Source organism: Pseudomonas sp. Pf153 (assembly GCF_001269775.1).
In the GTDB taxonomy this organism is placed as follows: Bacteria; Pseudomonadota; Gammaproteobacteria; order Pseudomonadales; family Pseudomonadaceae; genus Aquipseudomonas; species Aquipseudomonas uvaldensis.
In genome coordinates this window covers 391,939-409,760 of the sequence record NZ_LHVL01000006.1, presented here as the reverse complement: position 1 = coordinate 409,760, position 17,822 = coordinate 391,939, and the positions used below count along the sequence as shown (strand labels likewise).

Annotated in this window: 16 protein-coding genes and 1 tRNA gene; 6 read left to right on the top strand and 11 right to left on the bottom strand. The window is 59.7% G+C overall.

Translation table 11 applies throughout. The features are described from left to right. The first annotated feature begins 31 nt into the window (after nucleotides 1–31). A complete protein-coding gene (locus AD666_RS02705; protein ID WP_053147281.1) occupies nucleotides 32–2,923 on the top strand; it encodes a ribonucleoside-diphosphate reductase subunit alpha in 2,892 nt (963 codons plus the stop codon). Between the two features lie 295 nt (nucleotides 2,924–3,218). Here AD666_RS02705 and flgE read toward each other — a convergent pair whose 3' ends face one another. From flgE to AD666_RS02675, 6 genes are all read right to left on the bottom strand, one after another. Continuing rightward, nucleotides 3,219–4,517: a flagellar hook protein FlgE gene (gene flgE, locus AD666_RS02700; protein ID WP_053147279.1), complete on the bottom strand. Its 1,299-nt coding sequence runs from the start codon at nucleotides 4,515–4,517 to the stop codon at nucleotides 3,219–3,221. A gap of 28 nt (nucleotides 4,518–4,545) precedes the next feature. Next, the gene (flgD, locus tag AD666_RS02695; RefSeq protein ID WP_053147277.1) at nucleotides 4,546–5,268 is read right to left on the bottom strand and encodes a flagellar hook assembly protein FlgD; all 723 of its coding nucleotides are present in this window, start codon (nucleotides 5,266–5,268) and stop codon (nucleotides 4,546–4,548) included. A gap of 15 nt (nucleotides 5,269–5,283) precedes the next feature. After that, entirely contained in the window at nucleotides 5,284–5,727 is a 444-nt protein-coding gene (flgC, locus tag AD666_RS02690; RefSeq protein ID WP_053147275.1) for a flagellar basal body rod protein FlgC, read from the bottom strand. A 3-nt stretch (nucleotides 5,728–5,730) separates the two neighbouring features. Further along, nucleotides 5,731–6,138 carry a flagellar basal body rod protein FlgB gene (flgB, locus tag AD666_RS02685; RefSeq protein WP_053147273.1) on the bottom strand — a complete coding sequence of 136 codons (408 nt, stop codon included), beginning with the start codon at nucleotides 6,136–6,138 and terminating at the stop codon, nucleotides 5,731–5,733. A gap of 358 nt (nucleotides 6,139–6,496) precedes the next feature. Further along, nucleotides 6,497–7,324, bottom strand: coding sequence for a protein-glutamate O-methyltransferase CheR (gene cheR, locus AD666_RS02680; RefSeq protein WP_053147271.1), 828 nt, complete (start codon nucleotides 7,322–7,324; stop codon nucleotides 6,497–6,499). A 53-nt stretch (nucleotides 7,325–7,377) separates the two neighbouring features. Continuing rightward, nucleotides 7,378–8,304 carry a chemotaxis protein CheV gene (locus AD666_RS02675; RefSeq protein ID WP_053147268.1) on the bottom strand — a complete coding sequence of 309 codons (927 nt, stop codon included), beginning with the start codon at nucleotides 8,302–8,304 and terminating at the stop codon, nucleotides 7,378–7,380. A 78-nt stretch (nucleotides 8,305–8,382) separates the two neighbouring features. On the opposite strand from AD666_RS02675, the gene flgA reads away from it, so the two are divergent. From flgA to AD666_RS02655, 4 genes are all read left to right on the top strand, one after another. Next, entirely contained in the window at nucleotides 8,383–9,147 is a 765-nt protein-coding gene (gene flgA, locus AD666_RS02670; RefSeq protein ID WP_053147266.1) for a flagellar basal body P-ring formation chaperone FlgA, read from the top strand. A 173-nt stretch (nucleotides 9,148–9,320) separates the two neighbouring features. Next, the gene (gene flgM / locus AD666_RS02665) at nucleotides 9,321–9,626 is read left to right on the top strand and encodes a flagellar biosynthesis anti-sigma factor FlgM (RefSeq protein WP_053147265.1); all 306 of its coding nucleotides are present in this window, start codon (nucleotides 9,321–9,323) and stop codon (nucleotides 9,624–9,626) included. A 48-nt stretch (nucleotides 9,627–9,674) separates the two neighbouring features. Next, on the top strand, nucleotides 9,675–10,142 hold the full coding sequence (locus AD666_RS02660; RefSeq protein ID WP_053147263.1) for a flagella synthesis protein FlgN: 468 nt from the start codon (nucleotides 9,675–9,677) through the stop codon (nucleotides 10,140–10,142). A gap of 91 nt (nucleotides 10,143–10,233) precedes the next feature. Next, entirely contained in the window at nucleotides 10,234–10,980 is a 747-nt protein-coding gene (locus tag AD666_RS02655; RefSeq protein WP_053147261.1) for a flagellar brake protein, read from the top strand. Between the two features lie 174 nt (nucleotides 10,981–11,154). Here the strand turns inward: AD666_RS02655 and AD666_RS02650 are convergent, their stop codons facing one another. The 5 genes from AD666_RS02650 to AD666_RS02630 all read right to left on the bottom strand — a co-directional run bounded on the left by AD666_RS02650 (nucleotide 11,155) and on the right by AD666_RS02630 (nucleotide 16,822). After that, the gene (locus tag AD666_RS02650) at nucleotides 11,155–12,465 is read right to left on the bottom strand and encodes an MFS transporter (protein ID WP_053147259.1); all 1,311 of its coding nucleotides are present in this window, start codon (nucleotides 12,463–12,465) and stop codon (nucleotides 11,155–11,157) included. Between the two features lie 67 nt (nucleotides 12,466–12,532). Next, entirely contained in the window at nucleotides 12,533–13,774 is a 1,242-nt protein-coding gene (locus tag AD666_RS02645; RefSeq protein ID WP_172679586.1) for a glutamine synthetase family protein, read from the bottom strand. Between the two features lie 332 nt (nucleotides 13,775–14,106). Beyond that, the gene (locus AD666_RS02640; protein ID WP_053147255.1) at nucleotides 14,107–14,799 is read right to left on the bottom strand and encodes a sensor histidine kinase KdpD; all 693 of its coding nucleotides are present in this window, start codon (nucleotides 14,797–14,799) and stop codon (nucleotides 14,107–14,109) included. Continuing rightward, on the bottom strand, nucleotides 14,792–16,399 hold the full coding sequence (locus tag AD666_RS02635; protein WP_053147254.1) for a tetratricopeptide repeat-containing response regulator: 1,608 nt from the start codon (nucleotides 16,397–16,399) through the stop codon (nucleotides 14,792–14,794). The genes AD666_RS02640 and AD666_RS02635 overlap by 8 nt, the downstream gene beginning before the upstream one ends. Before the next feature lie 346 nt (nucleotides 16,400–16,745). Continuing rightward, nucleotides 16,746–16,822: transfer RNA gene (locus AD666_RS02630), tRNA-Arg, on the bottom strand. Between the two features lie 526 nt (nucleotides 16,823–17,348). On the opposite strand from AD666_RS02630, the gene AD666_RS02625 reads away from it, so the two are divergent. Then, complete coding sequence (locus AD666_RS02625; RefSeq protein WP_053147252.1) at nucleotides 17,349–17,675, top strand: Arc family DNA-binding protein; 327 nt, start codon at nucleotides 17,349–17,351, stop codon at nucleotides 17,673–17,675. Nucleotides 17,676–17,822 lie beyond the last annotated feature (147 nt).

Here is a 17,822-nt window from a genome sequence, read left to right as displayed (position 1 = left end):
CCAAACAAACATAGAGAACGTGGAGACACCCATGCACACCGACACAACTCGCGAGAACCCGCAGGGCACCGCGCCGCTGGCCGCCGATTCGACCCCGGATCTGGCCGCCACCGCGCCCGGCCAACTGCGTGTGATCAAGCGTAACGGCACTGTCGTTCCTTACACCGATGACAAGATCACCGTCGCCATCACCAAAGCGTTTCTTGCAGTTGAGGGCGGCACCGCTGCCGCCTCGTCGCGCATCCACGACACCGTGGCCCGCCTGACCGAACAGGTCACCGCGACCTTCAAGCGTCGCATGCCGTCGGGCGGCACCATCCACATCGAAGAAATCCAGGACCAGGTCGAACTGGCCCTGATGCGTGCCGGCGAGCAGAAAGTGGCCCGCGACTACGTGATCTACCGTGATTCGCGCGCCAAGGAGCGTGCCACCCGCGCCCCGGCCGACGCACCGGTACAGGCTCACCCATCGATCCGCATCGCCCGCGCCGACGGCAGCCTGGCGCCGCTGGACATGGGTCGCCTGAACACCATCGTCACCGAGGCCTGCGAGGGCCTGGAAGAAGTCGACGGCGAGCTGATCCAGCGCGAAACCCTGAAGAACCTCTATGACGGCGTCGCACTCAAGGACGTCAACACCGCTCTGGTGATGACCGCGCGGACCCTGGTGGAACGCGAGCCGAACTACTCCTTCGTCACCGCCCGCCTGCTGATGGACACCCTGCGTGCCGAAGGCCTGGGCTTCCTGGGTGTCGCCGAGAGCGCGACCCACCACGAAATGGCCGACCTGTACGCCAAGGCCCTGCCGGCCTACGTCGCCAAGGGTATCGAATACGAATTGCTGAACCCGGTCCTGGCGTCCTTCGACCTGGAAAAACTCGGCAAGGCCATCGATCACGAGCGCGACCAGCAGTTCACCTACCTGGGCCTGCAGACCCTGTACGACCGTTACTTCATTCACAAGGACGGCGTGCGCTTCGAACTGCCGCAGATCTTCTTCATGCGCGTAGCCATGGGCCTGGCCATCGAAGAGAAGCAGAAAGAAGACCGAGCCATCGAGTTCTACAACCTGCTGTCGTCCTTCGACTACATGGCGTCGACCCCGACCCTGTTCAACGCCGGTACCCTGCGTCCACAGTTGTCGAGCTGCTACCTGACCACCGTTCCGGACGACTTGTCGGGCATCTACGGCGCCATCCACGACAACGCCATGCTGTCGAAATTCGCTGGCGGCCTGGGCAACGACTGGACCCCGGTTCGCGCATTGGGCTCGTACATCAAGGGCACCAACGGCAAGTCCCAGGGCGTCGTGCCATTCCTCAAGGTGGTCAACGACACCGCCGTGGCGGTCAACCAGGGCGGCAAGCGCAAGGGCGCGGTCTGTGCCTACCTGGAAACCTGGCACATGGACATCGAAGAGTTCATCGAGCTGCGCAAGAACACCGGTGACGATCGTCGTCGTACCCACGACATGAACACCGCCAACTGGATCCCGGACCTGTTCATGAAGCGCGTCTTCGACGACGGCAAGTGGACCCTGTTCTCGCCATCCGAAGTGCCGGACCTGCACGACCTGACCGGCAAGGCCTTCGAAGAGCGCTACGAGTATTACGAAGCCCTGACCGAGTACAACAAGATCAAGTTGTTCAAGGTCGTCCAGGCCAAGGACCTGTGGCGCAAGATGCTCTCGATGCTGTTCGAGACCGGCCACCCATGGCTGACCTTCAAGGACCCGTGCAACCTGCGCAGCCCGCAGCAGCACGTAGGCGTGGTTCACAGCTCGAACCTGTGCACCGAGATCACCCTGAACACCAACAAGGACGAGATCGCTGTCTGCAACCTGGGCTCGATCAACCTGCCGAACCACATCGTCGACGGCAAGCTGGACACCGCCAAGCTGCAACGCACCGTGAACACGGCCGTGCGCATGCTCGACAACGTGATCGACATCAACTACTACTCGGTGCCACAGGCGAAGAACTCCAACTTCAAGCACCGTCCGGTCGGCCTGGGCATCATGGGCTTCCAGGACGCGCTGTACCTGCAGCACATCCCGTACGGTTCGGACGCTGCCGTCGAGTTCGCCGACAAGTCCATGGAAGCGGTCAGCTACTACGCGATCCAGGCTTCCTGCGACCTGGCCGACGAGCGCGGTGCCTACGAGACGTTCCAGGGCTCGCTGTGGTCCAAGGGCATCCTGCCGCTGGATTCGCAACAGATCCTGATCGAGTCCCGTGGCGAGAAATACATCGACGTCGACCTGACCGAAAGCCTGGACTGGGCCCCGGTTCGTGCCCGCGTACAGAAAGGCATACGCAACTCCAACATCATGGCCATCGCACCGACCGCCACCATCGCCAACATTACCGGCGTGTCGCAGTCGATCGAACCGACCTACCAGAACCTCTATGTGAAATCGAACCTGTCGGGCGAGTTCACCGTGATCAACCCGTACCTGGTCCGCGACCTCAAGGCCCGCGGCCTGTGGGACTCGGTCATGATCAACGACCTGAAGTACTACGACGGTTCGGTGCAACAGATCGAACGCATCCCGCAGGAGCTCAAGGAGCTCTACGCCACCGCGTTCGAAGTGGAGGCCCGTTGGATCGTCGACGCCGCCAGCCGTCGCCAGAAGTGGATCGACCAGGCTCAGTCGCTGAACCTGTACATCGCCGGCGCTTCGGGCAAGAAACTGGACGTGACTTACCGCATGGCCTGGTACCGTGGTCTGAAGACCACCTACTACCTCCGCGCCCTGGCCGCCACCAGCACCGAGAAGTCCACCATCAACACCGGCAAGCTGAACGCGGTTTCCGCTGGCGGCAACCACGGTGACGACTCGGTCCTGGCCGCTCCGGCAGGACCTGCGCCAGTGCCAAAGGCCTGCGCCATCGACGAGCCGGATTGCGAAGCTTGCCAATAAGCTGAGCGGGTGGGCGCTGATAGGCGCCTGGTGAAAAGAAGCCCCCGATAGACTGCTGGTTTATCGGGGGTTTTCTTTTGCCTGGAGAAAGTTGGCGCCTGTGCTGGCCTCATCGCGGGCAAGCCTTGCTCCCACAGGGTCTCGGGATGGTCATGGATCCTGCTCTCGTCCTCAATCCTCTGTGGGAGCAAGGCTTGCCCGCGATGAGGCCGCAACTGACAGCACAAAAACACGCCCATGAAAAAGCCCCTCTCTTGAGGGGCTTCTTGTACATCGTTTCAAGCAACCATCGACATCAAGTCATCTGAATGATGGTCTGCATGATGGTGCTCTGGGTGGAGATGGTCTTGGCGTTCGCCTGATAGTTGCTCTGCGCCTTGATCAGTTCGACCAGTTCGTTGGTCAGGTTGACGTTGGACTCTTCCAGAGCGTTGGACACGATCGAACCCAGGGTGCCGGTGGTCGGGGCGTCGTAGGCCGGGATGCCCGAGGAGAAGGTTTCCTTCCAGCTGGTGCCGCCTACCGGTTGCAGACCTTGCTCGTTGGTGAAGCTGGCGAGCGCGAGCTGGCCAATCGGCTTGGTCTGGTTGTTGCTGAAGTTGGCCAGCAATACACCGCTGCCATCGATGGTCAGGTTGGTGATCTGACCGGTGGCGTAACCGTTCTGGACCGGGAGCGACCGCGCGGTGTCGGCGTTGAATTGGGTGGTGTTGGCCATGGAGATCGTGATGGTTGGCGCGCTTGCAGCGCCATTTGGGGCCCATACGCCATTGGTCACGGTGCCTGGCACCCAACCGGTCAAGACCAGATCGCTGTTGATCGTCGCCGGAGGCGTGCTGACCTGAAGCAGCTTGCCACTGGAGTCGAAAGTCATGGTCGAAGGGACTGGCGCGGTGGCGCCGGTCGTGGTCGGCACGCTGCCGTTGAGGTTACGACCATCGATCAAGGTATAGACATTCCAGGTGTTGCTACCTGTCTTGACCATGTATTGGTCCATGGCATGCTGGTTGCCCTGGGTGTCGTAGATCGGGGTAGAGAACTGCTTGGTGTACGTTGCCGTGTCGGTCGGATTGAACGCCGCGGTGATCGGCGTCGCCGTCGAGTTCAGGTTGATGGTCGACGAAACCAGGCTGGTAGCGGTCGGCGGCAGGTTGGAGGTGTCGATGCGCAGGTCGGTCAGGATGCCGTTCTGGATCTTGCCGTTGGCATCCACGCCATAGCCCTGCAGCTTCGCAGTGCCATCGCTGTTGGTAATGTAGCCTTCCTTGTCGGTCTTGAAGGTACCGGCACGGGTGTAGCTCAGCGAACCGTCGTTGCTCAGGACAAAGAAGCCCTGACCCTGGATGCCCATGTCCAGCACGTTGCCGGTGTTGTTGACGTCGCCCTGGCCGAACTGCTGGGAAACGTTGGCCAGCCGTACGCCGTTACCGACGGTCTTGCTGCCCGAGCCCAGTTTGGTGGCCGAGTAGACGTCTTCGAATTCCGCGCGGGACGATTTGAAACCGGTGGTCGCGACGTTGGCGATGTTGTTGCCGGTCACGTCCAGCTGTTTGTTGGCTGCATAGAGACCGCTAAGGCCGATGTTGAAAGACATGTTGACTCCTTTTGCCGGTTAGTCGGCTCTACATACCAATAGTTTGTACTTTGGACAGGGCAATGCTGCCCAGACCGGCCAGGTTGAGCATCAGCTCACCGCCCGTCTGGCTGATGGTCACGCTGCTGACGGTGGCCGGCAGGTTGGTGATCAGCGACGTGGCCTTGCCATCGATGGTGGTCGAGGCCGAGAAGGTGTACGTGCCCGATTCGACCGTCGTGCCAGCGTCGTTCTTGCCGTCCCAGATGAACGCCGAGTTGCCTGCCTTCTGGCTGCCCAGGTCGATGGTGCGGACGGTCTTGCCGTCCTTGTCCATGATCTTGACGGTGAGAGAGGACACTGCCGACGGCACCACCACCGTGCCGTTAAGGCTCTTGGAAGTATCGACCACGGCCTTGTCGCCGGGCGCGATGACCGAGCGTCCCACCAGAGACGAAGCCTGCAGGGCCTGCGACGAGTTGTAGTTGCCGGCAATGCCGCTCACGGTTTCGTTGAGCGTGGTGATACCTTCCAGGCTGCTGAACTGCGCCAACTGAGCCACGAATTCGCCGTTGTCCTGAGGCTCCAGCGGGTTCTGGTTTTTCAGCTGGGTGACGAGCAATTGCAGGAACGCATCCTTACCCAGCTCCTTGTTGCCGGTCGCCGCCTTGGTCGCACCGCCGAGGCCATCGGTGGTGGCGTTGGTCTTGACCGAGGAGTTGGCCAGAATCTCGTTGAGGCTCAAACCGCTGGTAGTGTTGGTGACGCTCATGTGACTCGCCCCTTATCACTGACCGAGGGTCAGGACCTTCTGCATCATGGTTTTGGCGGTGTTCATCATTTCGACGTTGGTCTGGAACGAACGACTGGCGGAAATCATGTCGGCCATTTCCTCGACGACGTTGACGTTCGGGTAATAGACATAGCCCTTGGCGTCGGCCGCCGGATGGTTCGGCTCATAACGTGCTTCAAGGTTGCTCTGGTCTTCGACCACGCCCAACACTTGTACGCCCTGCCCGGCCGCATCCTGCTCCTGGAACAGCGAATCGCTGCCGCCGGACTGGCCGCCCTGGAACATGGTGGCAAACACCGGGTGACGAGCGCGGTAGGTCTGGTCGATGCTCGACGAAACGGTCTCGGCGTTGGCGATGTTACTGGCGACGGTGTTCAGGCGAGTGGTCTGGGCACTCATGGCACTGCCGGCGATGTTGAATACGCTCGCGATCGACATGAATTATTCTCCGCGCAGGGCCGATACCAGCCCTTTGAACTTGCTGTTGAGCAGGGTGAAGCTGGCCTGGAAGTTCACGGAGTTCTCCGCGTAGTTGGACTGTTCCAGTTGAGCGTCCACAGTGTTCTGGTCGATCGAAGGTTGCATCGGCGTGCGATACATCAGCGATTCGTCGCCGTTGCCCAGGCCTTCGGCCTCGATATGACGGTTGTTGGTCATGTTCAGGGCAAAGTGGCCATTCTTGGTCTTCTCGCTCTGCTCGGCGAGCACCTTGGAGAAATCCAGGTCACGCGCTTTGTAGTTCGGGGTGTCGGCGTTGGCAATGTTATTGGCCAGGACTTCGGCACGCTGGGCGCGGAAGCTCAGAGCCTTTTCGTGGATACCGAGCGCTTTATCGAAGCTGATGCTCATGTCGGAAACCTTTGGGTGACCAGAATGTACGTACGAATGGATATAGCAAGCGTCGTGCCACTTTCCAAAACCCCGTAAATCGGGGCTTTGCGGGGAGCGGCAAGGTGGCAATGCCAGAAAAGCGGCAATCGGTTTCCGCTCACCTGCCGCTTTTCTGCCGCTTTTCAAGGTCGGCAAAGGACATTGTGGGAGCTGGCCTGCTCGCGAAAGCGGTGTGTCAGTCGCAATCAATGTCTCTATTAGATCGCCTTCGCGAGCAAGCCCGCTCCCACAAGGGGATGGCGGTGACTTGGTAGAGAATCGGACACAAAAAACGGGAGCCTGTGAGGACTCCCGTTTTTTTGACAACACCGGCAAATCACTTCGCCTGGTAGATGATGCCTGGGCTGCACTGGACCATCTGGTAATGATCCGGCAAGCCGTTCAGCGCCTCGGAAGCACCGAGGAACAGATAGCCGCCCGGCTTCAAGGTGCCGTGGATGCGCAACAGGATGTCTTTCTTCACCTCGGCGGAGAAGTAGATCAGCACGTTGCGGCAGAACACCACGTCGAACTTGCCCAGGCTGGCATAGCTGTCGAGCAGATTGAACGAGCGAAACTCCACCCGGTTCTTGATCGGCGCCTTGACCACCCAGCGTCCCGGCCCTTTCGTGTCGAAGTAGCGTTGCAAGCGATCCGGCGACAGGCCACGGCCGATGGCCAGGCTGTCGTACTCGCCCGTCTTGCAGTTATTGAGCATGGTCCCGGACAGGTCGGTGGCGACAATTTGCACGCCACCCTTGAGCTGGCCGATGTTGGTTCGCTCGAACTCGTCAATGGACATCGAAATGGAATAAGGCTCCTGCCCCGACGAACAGGCCGCCGACCAGATCCGCAGGCGTTGGCCGGGGCTCGCCTTGATGGCTGCTGGCAAGACCTTGTTCTTCAACACCTCGAAAGGATAGGTATCGCGAAACCACAGGGTTTCGTTGGTGGTCATGGCGTCCACCACCATTTCGCGCAACCCGCTGCGCGGCTGGGTCTGGATACGCTGCACCAGCTCACCCAACGACTTGAGGCCCTGTTGCTCCATCAATTTGTTGAGACGGCTAGACACCAAGTATTGCTTGTTTTCACCAAGCAGGATGCCACAGGCTTTTTCCAGGAAGACCCGGAACTGTTCGAAATCCAAATTACCCGTAGACAAGATACCGCCTCTTTCATCGTGTTGATTTGCCGGGCGCACAATGCGCCCGACCTTTATTCTGCTGCCTTGATCCTGTCGACGACCCGGGAAGCCAGGTCATCGGGCCGGAACTTGGCCAGAAAATCGTCAGCGCCGACTTTCTTGACCATCGCCTGGTTGAAAACCCCGGATAAAGAGGTATGCAGAATGATATGCAGCTTCTGCATGCGCGGATCGCCGCGGATTTCCGACGTCAGCGTATACCCATCCATCTCGGGCATCTCGATGTCGGAAATCATCATCAGGAACTCTTCTTCCGGCTTCTTGCCCTCATCGACCAGGTTGCGCAGGTAATCCAGCGCCTGCCGCCCATCGTTCAACGCCACCACCTCGACACCGACCGTTTGCAGACACCGGGTCACCTGCTTGCGTGCCACCGAAGAGTCATCGACGGTCAACACACGCATCGAAACCGCCTTGTGCTGGGTTTCGGCATCCACCACGCCCACGGAAATGGTTTCCGGAGTCGGGGCCACCTCGGCGAGAATTTTCTCCACGTCGATGATTTCCACCAACTGATTGTCGACCCGCGTCACCGCCGTCAGGTAGTGATCGCGGCCGGTGCCCTTGGGTGGCGGATGGATCTCTTCCCAGTTCATGTTGACGATGCGTTCCACCGAGCGCACCAGGAAGCCCTGGGTCTTGGTGTTGTACTCGGTGATGATCACAAACGGATTGCTCTGATCCAGCAGCCCACCGGAACCGGTGGCCATCGCCAGATCGAGAATCGGGATGGTCGCTCCGCGTATATTCGCCACTCCGCACACGACGGGACTGGATTTGGGCATCAATGTCAGCTTGGGGCATTGCAGCACCTCACGGACCTTGAACACGTTAATCCCATACAACTGTTGGCCATCGAGACGGAACAACAACAGCTCCAGGCGATTCTGACCGACCAGCTGCGTGCGCTGGTTTACCGAATCCATCACTCCCGCCATGCCCTGACTCCTACCTAACGCTAATGTGTCCGACGCGCATTCATCACTAAACGGCACGGGGCTTGCTATTCAACCGGCATGAACGCACAAACGACATTTTCTCGACGCCTGACCACTCATTGCCGCCACTGGCTAGGTGCGCTGCTGGCTGTCTGCCTGTTCGCCTCGGGCGGTCGTGCCCTCGCCGATGCTTCGGTTACCTTGCCTGATCTCCTTATCGGCGTCACTCAGGGCTTTCTTGAATTCACCGTAGAAGACTATCTGGCTTCCAGTCAAACCGAAGGCCGCTACGAAATCGAAGTCAATCAGCTCGACCCGCGCTTGCGCATGCCGCTGTGCGACAAGGATTTGACTGCCTCACTGGAAAGCCCGGCCAGGCCCCTGGGTCGCGTCACGGTCAAGCTTCGCTGCGACAGCGCGGCCCCGTGGACGGTGTTCGTGCCGGCTCAGGTGCGCCTGTATCGCGAAATCGTCACCACTACCCGCCCGCTCAAGCGCGCCGGCATCGTCGAACCCCAGGACGTCATGCTGCGCGAGCGAGACGTCAGCCAGATCACCCAGGGTTTCCTGACTTCCGTTGACCAGGCCATCGGGCAGAAACTTGTCCGACCAATGGTAGCCGATCAAGTGGTAACCCTCGTGCACCTGGAACAGGCCGAAGTGGTCCGCAAGGGTGACCAGGTCGTGATCACTGCCCGTAGCGGCACCCTGGCCGTGAGAATGCCGGGCGAGGCCCTGTCCAACGGTGGTATGCGTGAACAGATCCGGGTGAAAAACCTCAATTCCCAACGCGTGATTAAAGCGCAAGTGATGGCCCCGGGCCAGGTGGAAGTGGCTATGTAGCGATCCGGTAGAAGCGGGTAGAAAGCTGGCGCTAGCCCCCGCCGTTCCCTAGACTGTGCCTTATGCCAAGGCAAGCGCAGACGTGCGCACGTTCATTGAATAAATGAGCCTAAAGTTTTTTTGGGAATGGCCGAGAACATGGCAAGCGTCCAAATACCCAGAGGTTTTCTACCATGGTCATCGACTTCAATCGTTTAAACAGCTCTTCACCCCTGACAGGCACCACGCGCACCAGCGCCAGCAAGGAAACCGAGAAATCCTCGCCGGTCGAGCAGGCCGCCACGGTCAAGAATGGAGAGACGGTACACCTCAGCGATGAGGCTCAACAGTTGCAGAAGGTCACTGACAAGCTGCGCGATCAACCTGTCGTCGACAACGCCCGCGTGGCCGCGTTGAAAGCAGCAATCGCCGATGGCAGCTATAAAGTCGACAGCAACCGTGTAGCCAGCAAACTGCTCAACTTCGAAGCCCAGCGCTAGGCCGCCGCCTGCGCCAGGCTTTTGGACGCTTAAGACCCAAGGCCAGCCATGCACGACACTACTTTATTGCAACTGATCATCGACGACTTCGTTCCAGTACAGCAATTACTGGAACTCCTGCAGACCGAATCACTGGCGCTGCACGGTCGCGACATGCCTTTGCTGGAAAATATTCTGGCGCAGAAACAGGCGTTGATCATCTTGCTCGATCAGCATGGCCGCAAGCGCAGCGAGATTCTTGCCAGCCTCAACCTGCCCGCCAATCAAGGCGGCCTGGAACAACTGGCCAGCCAGTCGCCGATCGGCGACCAACTATTGTCCCAAAGCGCGGCACTCAATGACCTGCTTGCCCAATGCCAGGCCGCCAACGCCCGGAACGGCCAGTCGATTCAGGTCCAGCAGGCGGCGACCGCCAACCAGCTTCGCATTCTCAATGGCGGCGAAATCCCGACGCTTTACGATGCTCGCGGCTCGACCGCAAAAATGGTCAAGCATCGCCCGCTCAGCCAGGCATGAAATGAACGATGCCTGTGCTCTATCAACGTGCGATACATGCTGGCAAAATGCTGGCTACTTGTAGTCGTATTTAGCCTGGAGATTGACCCTCGTGTTCAATGCCTCAAACGCGGATGATGCTCCGCAGCCCCCCAAGGTCCTCACCACACCTCTGGAAATCTCCGGCAACCTGAGGATGCTCCAAGAGAGCCATGATCCGCTGATCATCACCTTCCACGAACGCAGCCAGCGCTTCCAGAGCTATCTGGTCGATGTCGATCGCGAGAAGAATGCCCTCGCCCTGGACGAGATGATCCCGCGCGACGGGGAGCGTTTTCTGCTGGCAGGCGAGCCGTTTCGGGTCGAGGGCTTCCATGACGGCGTGCGCATTGCCTGGGAAAGCAATGGCCCGTTGATCATTGATGACTCCAGTGACGGCCGCTGCTATCGCGGCGCGCTGCCCGAGGAAGTGGTCTACCACCAGCGTCGCAATGCCTTCCGCGCCGCCTTGAAACTGGCGCAACTGGTGGACGTTGAATTGGGTGGCGAAAAGCTCAAGTCACCGGTAGTTGGCAAGCTGTTGGATATTTCCGCGACCGGCTGCAAGCTGCGTTTCGATGGCGACATCACCGCACGCCTGCAATTGGGCCAAGTCTATGAGCGCTTCATTGCGGCCCTGCCCTTCGGCAACATGACCGCGCCGGTCGAACTGCGTTACCTGCATTTCGAAGAAAGGATCAACACCACCTTCGCCGGCGTGCGCTTCCACAACATCAGTGGCCTGGTGCAACGGCAGGTCGAGCGCTTCGTCTATCAGTTACAGCGCGAAGCCCGCCGTTTCGATAAAGACGACCTCTGATCAGCCGGGCATAAAAAACGGGCAGCCTCCACAGGGGACTGCCCGTTTTTTTTGCCGTTTAGATCCGAGTGCTACCGCGTTTGGGCCGGCCTCATTACGAGCAGGGCTCGCACCCACCGGGCCCACCACCAATCCCTGAGGGAGCGAGCCTGCTCGCGATGAGAACACCACGGTCTACTTGAGCGGCTCCTCGACCGGCGTTTCAGCGACCTGCTCCTCCACAGGAGTCTGCATCTGCTCCTGCACCACCTGTTCGTCCACCCGCGGATCAAGGCACGCGACCAGGGGCGAGCTCGACATGCTGTCCGGCATCGCCACGTGGTGCAGCGGTGCATCGTCGACCTGATGCAGGTTGGTCACGGCTTTCGGCCGGATGCGCCACACCAGGATCAATGCAAAGAACGCGAAGAAGGCATACAGCATGTGGCTGCCAAACGACTTCATCAGCACACCGGCCACCAGTGGCCCGATACTGGCGCCGATGCCATAGGTCACCAACAACATTGCCGTCAATGACACCCGGCGATCGCCTTCGACGTGGTCATTGGAAAACGCCACCGCCAGTGGGTACAGGCAGAACTGAACCAACGAGCAGAGGAATCCGGCGACGAACAGCACTTCCAGCGGCACCTGGGGCAGAATCGCCAGCGGCAGTGCGCAAACCGCCAGGAATAGTGCGAAACAGCGGATCAGCAACGCCCGGTCATAACGGTCGGACAACCAACCCAACGGCCATTGCACCAACAGCCCGGCAAAAATGCAGCTGCCCATGAACAAGCCCACCTGCTCCGTGGACAACCCTTGCTGGGACGCGTACAGGGGCGCCAGGCCATAGAACGAGCCGGCAATCAATCCGGAACCCAACACCGTGCTCAACGATTGCGGTACGCGCTTGATGAAGAAGCGTGGCTCCATCGGCGCAGGACGCAGCGGCGCCGGGTGGATCCGCCGGGTCAGCGCCACCGGCACCAGGCACAGGGCGAAACACAGCGCCACCAGCATCAGCAGCTCGAGCCCCAGGGAGGGATGCATGACCAGAATCAGTTGCCCCAGCACCAGCCCCAGGTACGACGCGATCATATAACCGCTGAACACCACGCCGCGCTGGCTGGCCTCGGCCTGCTCGTTGAGCCAGCTTTCGATGACCATGTACTGGCACATCATGCCCAGGCCGACGATCACCCGCAGTACGATCCAGGCCGGCAACCAATCCACCAGACCATGGCCCAGCACCGCAGCGCCGACCAGCCCGGCGCAAGCCGAATAGGCGCGGATGTGCCCCACGCGGGCAATCAGCCGATGGCCGATCTTGCCGCCCAGTACCAGGCCGAAATAGTTGGCCGCCATCAGCGCGCCGACCCACAGGCTGTCTACGTGATCGGCAGCCAGGCGCAAGGCCAGGTAGGTACTCAGCAGGCCCGAGCCGATGAGCATCATCAGCGAAGCGAAATAAAGCGCTCGAAAAGGTTTCCAGATTTGGCGCATCGGCGTTCCGAGCGGCTCCTTGAGGTGGGTAAGGGCTACCTATAGATAGCCCAAATGCGACAGTACGTTAGACCTGTGCTCCTAGCACGCGTCGTTCCCAGGGCGTGATTTCATCGAGGAAACTGGTCAGTTCAAGGGTTTTCGAAGCGATGTAACCTTCGATGAACTCCGTACCGAACAGTTCCTTCGCCAGAGGACTACGCTTCAGACGCTCCAGAGCGGCATGCAAGGTACATGGCAGGGAGAGCTTGTCCGGCACCTGGAACTCACCCTGTATCGCGGCGCTCGGCTCCAGCCGGTTTTCGATGCCATGAAGACCGGCCGCCAGGCTGGCGGCAATCGCCAGGTAAGGGTTGGCATCGGCCCCCGGCAAGCGGTTCTCGACCCGACGGGCCACCGGCGAGCTGGCGGGGATTCGCAACCCGGCAGACCGGTTGTCGTTGGACCAGCAGGCATTGTTCGGCGATGCGAACGGGTGGCACAGGCGCTGGTAGGAATTGACGTTGGGCGCGAACAGCGCCGTGAAATCCGCCATGCCAGCCTGTTGCCCGCCAATAAAGTGCCGGAACACCGCCGTCGGCTCCCCTGCCTCATCGCTGAACACATTGCGGCCGCTGTCCAGCTCGACCACGCTCTGGTGAATATGCATCGAGCTGCCTGGTGTGTGAGCCAGGGGCTTGGCCATGCACACCACGGTCACACCGTGCTTGAGGGCCACTTCCTTGAGCAAGTGTTTGAACAGGAATGTCTGGTCGGCCAACAGCAATGCGTCGCCATGAAGCAGATTGATCTCGAACTGACTCACGCCCATTTCATGCATGAAGGTATCGCGAGGCAGCCCCAACGCGGCCATGCATTTATAGACTTCGCTGAAAAACGGTCGCAGGCCGTTATTGGAACTGATGCTGAACGCCGAATGGCCATCTTCGCGCCGTCCATCCAGGCCCACCGGGGGCAGGAACGGCCGGGTCGGGTCCGGGTTGGGTGCGAACACGAAGAATTCCAGCTCCGTCGCCACCACCGGTGCCAGGCCCAGGGCGGCATACCGGGCGATCACTGCCTTGAGCTGGCCACGCGTCGAGAGCCGGGAGCTTTCGCCAGTCAACTCATCGGCGTCGCAAATCGCCAGGGCTCGAGGATGTTCACTCCAAGGCAGACGGTGGATCTGCTTCGAGTCGGGCACCAACGCCAGGTCGCCGTCGTCGCTGCCGTAGAAGCGCGCCGGCGGGTAGCCGCCCATGATGCATTGCAGCAGCACGCCTCGGGCCATCTGCAACCGCCGCCCTTCCAGGAAACCCGCGGCGGTCATCACCTTGCCCCGTGGTACGCCATTGAGATCCGGCGTGACACATTCAATCTCATCAATGCCCGTCAATCGCTGCGCGAGTGAACGCTGGCCATCGGTCGTCATGACGCATTCCTTGTTATGTGCGAGCCGCGAACGGCAACCCGTACAAAATAGGCTTCGGCTGTTCGGAATATCAAGCACTCCAAAACAATAAACAAGCCAGCCTGAAATACACTGTGGGAGCAAGCCAGCTCGCGATAGCGTCGGGTCAGACAATTCTTGGCTGACTGATCCACCGCTATCGCGAGCAGGCTCGCTCCCACAGGGGTTCTGTGTGGGCCAGGGTTATTTTTTCAAGGCAGATAAATCCTGAACACCCCGCCCCCCAGCACACCGCCATTGGCAATTTCGGTACGCCCACATACACCGCCGCGCTGATGCAGTCCGGCGATCCGTGCGGCGAAGTACAGGCCCAGTCCGGTGCTGCCGCTGCTGTGGTTGATGCCCTGAACGTATTCGGCCTGGCGCTCGATCATTTCGGATGGATAGCCTTCGCCATCGTCATTGATGGTGAGCACCAATTGGCCGGCCTCGTCGCTCACGCTGATCAACAGCGCCTGGCGCGCGTGGCGAATCGCATTGTTGATGATGTTGTCGAGCACCGAAGCGATGAGCTCGCGATCGAAAAAACCCAGGGGTGTCAGCGGATCGACCTCATAGGTGGCCATGATTGCGCGACTGCGGAACACGTCCTGGTGACCGGCCAGTTGCGCCTCGATGAAATCATCCAGTTCGTGGTAGTCGGGGTGCAACGGCAACTGGTTGACACCCAGCTTGTACAGCCCCAGCAACTGCACCAGCAGCCCGTTGAGGCGGGCGAATTCGAACTCCATCACACCCTGCTCCGAGGTCTGCCGGGATGGCTCGGGCAGACGTTCGAGCCATTGGGTATGGGCCTGCATGAGCAAGGTCAGGGAGTTCTTCATGTCGTGCACGGTCGATGCGATCACCGTGGAAAAATCGAGTGCCTGTTCGCTGTCATTCATCGCCAAATGCCTTGCTTCGCAGTTTCTGATAACGCGCATAACGCGCATCGGTATCGGGCATCATGCCCACCAGTTTCAGGCAGGCGCGACATTCCTCCAACAGCTCCGATTCCACGCTGGTATCGGTGCCATGCAGCAGGGACTGCGCCATGTTCAGGGCAATACTGATGTTCTTGGGTTGCATCTTCAGGGCACGGCGGAACAGCTCTCGCGCCTCCGGCAGCGCGCCGGTCTTGTAGACACGCACGCCTTCGCGGTTCAGTTCGGCAGCGGCGTTGCCCTGGTTGAGGATGTTCGGGTCGTCGGTGAGCTTGGCGATGCCTTGCATCACCACAGGGTCATCGCCGTAGATTTCCGCGCAGTTCTTGAGCATCGATTCGCCGGCGCTGGTCTGGCCGAGCATCTGTAGCTGCTTGGCTACCAGCAGCGCGGCTTCGGCGCTCATGAACTGCTCCATGCCGTCGAGGCGCTGCAAGGCCTGTTCGGTGAGTTTTTCCGCAGTTTCGGCGTCGTTGAGCAACAGGCTGGTGGCTTTCATCAGCCGCGCCCGCACCTGCAGTCCCGGATCGTTGAGGTTTTCCTTGGCCACCGCACTCAGCGTGGTGTTGATTTCGAGCCGCGTGCGGGTATCCAGGCCTTTCTCGCTGCCCTTGCTGATCAGCGCATGGGCCAGGCCCAGGTTGCTTTCCGGGTCCTTGAAGCGCGACTGCGCGCCCTGCCCGACCGCCTGGCGATAAGCCCTGGAGGCGGTATCGTAGTCTTCGTTGGTCATCGCCAGCTTGCCCAGCAAGGATTGCCGACGGACCGCCAGCGGCGACAGGCGAACCGCCTCCTCCAGCACGCTCTGCGCCTGCTTCGTGTCACCCTCGGCCACCAGCACATCGGCCATGCCGTCATACAAGGCCGGCATCATCGGGAACGTCTTCAGGGCTTTTTCATAGACCGCCTTGGCCTGGCCTACCTGGCCGCGCTTGAACAGCAACTTGCCCAGGCCCGCATAGGCCCAGGGCAACGGGCGGTCCGCCAGGATGGTGTTGTACAGACGCTCCAGGGCTTCGTTCTGATTCAAGTCGCGCAATGCATCGGCCCGATAACGCAGGCACAACGGCCCGTAGCGCGGATCCTGTTTACACAGGGCAATACAGGCATTGAGCACTTCCAGCGGCTTGCCACGATCCAGGGCCTGGAGGATTGGCTTGAGCAGGGTCTTGCGCTGCTCCAACCGCTCCAGCCGCTGGGCCAGGCCTGAGCGGTTGAAGGGTTTGGTCAGGTACGCATCGGGCTCGTGCTCCAGCGCACTGAGCACCATGGCCTGACTGGTCTCGGCGGTCACCATGAGGAACACGCTTTCATGGCTGATCAGCTTCTCGACCATCAGATCTTCCAGCACCTGCTGGCCGTTCTTGCGGCCGTCGCCCAGGTGATAATCCTGCAGGATGAAGTCATAGCGCTTCTGCGAACACATGCGCAGCGCGACTTCACCGGTGTCGGCGGTGTCTACGTCCTTGACGCCCAGCTCACGCAACATCGATCGGATGGAACTGCGGAAATCCGAGAAATCATCGACGATCAGAAAACTTTTTTGGTGGTACGCCAGCATCGAGGATGTCCAGGCAAGTAAGAAAATAACCCAATGGCATAACAACGAAACGCCGTGTCACAGCCCCGAGGCGCGCAGATGATAGCCACCAGCCGGCAACGTACAAGAGATTTCAGCAACCGCTTGGCCTGGCTGTGTCGTGACGCACATTGCGAGCCGAAACGTTGAAGACAACCGGGCTCATCGGGTTATCGGCAGCAGATGGCGTTCCGTTAAGGGCAACGTATGGGAGAAACCGAGCGTAGGGGATCGGCTACACAAAAAAGCCAATCGATCCGGGAGATACGAGAAGGGGGCAATGCGCTGGTGGGAGGCAGGTCGTCGATACCCGACCCACTGATATAAATGGTGTCCCAGGGCAGGTTCGAACTGCCAACCTTCCCCTTAGGAGGGGGATGCTCTATCCAATTGAGCTACTGAGACACAGGTGATCACGAGAAGCGTGACGCGATGAACGGCGAGCATGTTAACGGGCAGCCTTGCGTTTGTCATGTTGCGCATGGCTTTTTAAGTGTAGGCAAATGGTACAGCCCGCCGCCTCGACGAGCCGAGGCGGCATCCCCCCCACACCGCTCATCCGCCTCCGGCCTTTTATCGTCCCAATTCGGCAGTTTGCCACTATCCTATACAAAACAAGGACAGCACGGGCCCATGTCCGCCGCTCCGGTTATCCGCCGGACGGTATGGCACATAGACACGATGCAGTGGTCACAACATGCGGACCTGTTGGTTTTTCAAACCAGTCCGCATTTTTTGATGAGGGGTACTGGCATAACGCCTTTACCCGGATCAGAATTTGTCACAGAATTGGCGCCAATGATCTGGCCATTTTGAGGCATGATGCGGGCCTCTTAACAATTCAGGTTGAACATTTGGCAACAGCGCTTGTCCTATCGACATCCTGCGGCCAATCCCAAGAACCGCTCCCCTGAACTAACCGGTTAAATATATGCGCCCATTGAAACAGGCAATTTATTCCAGCCGTACGGCTGACAAGTTCGTCGTACGTTTGCCCGACGGAATGCGGGAACGCATTGCCGAGGTGGCTCGCAATCATCATCGCAGCATGAACTCTGAAATCATCGCGCGCCTTGAGCAAAGCCTCATTCAGGAAGGCGCGTTGGGTGAAGAACTGAGCATGCGCCTGGACAGCCCCGAGCTGTCTTTGCATGAGCGTGAGCTGCTTCAGCGATTCCGACAACTCTCCCATCGCCAGCAGAACGCCCTCGTTTCGCTGATTGCCCACGATGTAGAAATGACCGCAGACGCGTCCTGATCGCAACCGGAACACCCAAGCCAGCCTAGTGCTGGCTTTTTTTTGGTCTTTTTATGGAGAAGGAACTGGCTCGCTGGGCGGCGAATCGAGCACAAAAATCGAATGATTAGAAAACCTGAGAGCGAGGACGGCTACGACACAACGCAA